This window comes from Algibacter marinivivus (genome assembly GCF_003143755.1).
Classification (GTDB): domain Bacteria; phylum Bacteroidota; class Bacteroidia; order Flavobacteriales; family Flavobacteriaceae; genus Algibacter_B; species Algibacter_B marinivivus.
This window is the reverse complement of the sequence record NZ_QFRI01000010.1, coordinates 1-1,452: the sequence shown is the minus strand read 5'-3', so window position 1 is coordinate 1,452 and position 1,452 is coordinate 1. Positions and strand designations below refer to the sequence as shown.

The window sequence follows — 1,452 nt, the reverse complement described above, 5'->3', positions numbered from 1 at the left end:
GCGATGGTCCAAGTACAGGCACTATAAGCATCACTAGCGGACCAACAAATGGAACAGCCACAGTAAACAATGGCGGTACACCAAACGACCCAACGGATGATACGATTGATTACACCCCAAATGCGGATTATAACGGTCCTGACCAGATCACCTATGAGATTTGTGATGCAGACGGCGATTGTACAACGGCAGTTATTGATATTACTGTAGACCCAGTAGACGACACGCCAACGGCCGTAGACGATACCGCAAGTGTAGATGAAGACGACACGGTAAACATTGTAGTTTTAGATGATGATGATTTTGGAGGCGATGGTCCAAGTACAGGCACTATAAGCATCACTAGCGGACCAACAAATGGAACAGCCACAGTAAACAATGGCGGTACACCAAACGACCCAACGGATGATACGATTGATTACACCCCAAATGCGGATTATAACGGTCCTGACCAGATCACCTATGAGATTTGTGATGCAGACGGCGATTGTACAACGGCAGTTATTGATATTACTGTAGACCCAGTAGACGACACGCCAACGGCCGTAGACGATACCGCAAGTGTAGATGAAGACGACACGGTAAACATTGTAGTTTTAGATGATGATGATTTTGGAGGCGATGGTCCAAGTACAGGCACTATAAGCATTACTAGCGGACCAACAAATGGAACAGCCACAGTAAACAATGGCGGTACACCAAACGACCCAACGGATGATACGATTGATTACACCCCAAATGCGGACTACAACGGTCCTGACCAGATCACCTATGAGATTTGTGATGCAGACGGCGATTGTACAACGGCAGTTATTGATATTACTGTAGACCCAGTAGACGACACGCCAACGGCCGTAGACGATACCGCGAGTGTAGATGAAGACGACACGGTAAACATTGTAGTTTTAGATGATGATGATTTTGGAGGCGACGGACCAAGTACAGGCACTATAAGTATCACTAGCGGACCAAGCAACGGTATAGCCACAGTAAACAATGGCGGTACACCAAACGACCCAACGGATGATACGATTGATTACACCCCAAATGCGGATTATAACGGTCCTGACCAGATCACCTATGAGATTTGTGATGCAGACGGCGATTGTACAACGGCAGTTATTGATATTACTGTAGATCCAGTAGACGACACGCCAACTGCTGTAGACGATACCGCGAGCGTAGATGAAGACGACACGGTAAACATTGTAGTTTTAGACGATGATGATTTTGGAGGCGACGGACCAAGTACAGGCACTATAAGTATCACTAGCGGACCAAGCAACGGTATAGCCACAGTAAACAATGGCGGTACACCAAACGACCCAACGGATGATACGATTGATTACACCCCAAATGCGGACTACAACGGTCCCGACCAGATCACCTATGAGATTTGTGATGCAGACGGCGATTGTACAACGGCAGTTATTGATATTACTGTAGATCCAG

The 1,452-nt window shown here is 46.8% G+C and carries 1 protein-coding gene; it reads left to right on the top strand.

The features are described 5' to 3' along the window. The coding region (locus DIS18_RS14875; RefSeq protein WP_146191844.1) for an Ig-like domain-containing protein at positions 1-1,452 on the top strand (1,452 nt) is incomplete at both ends.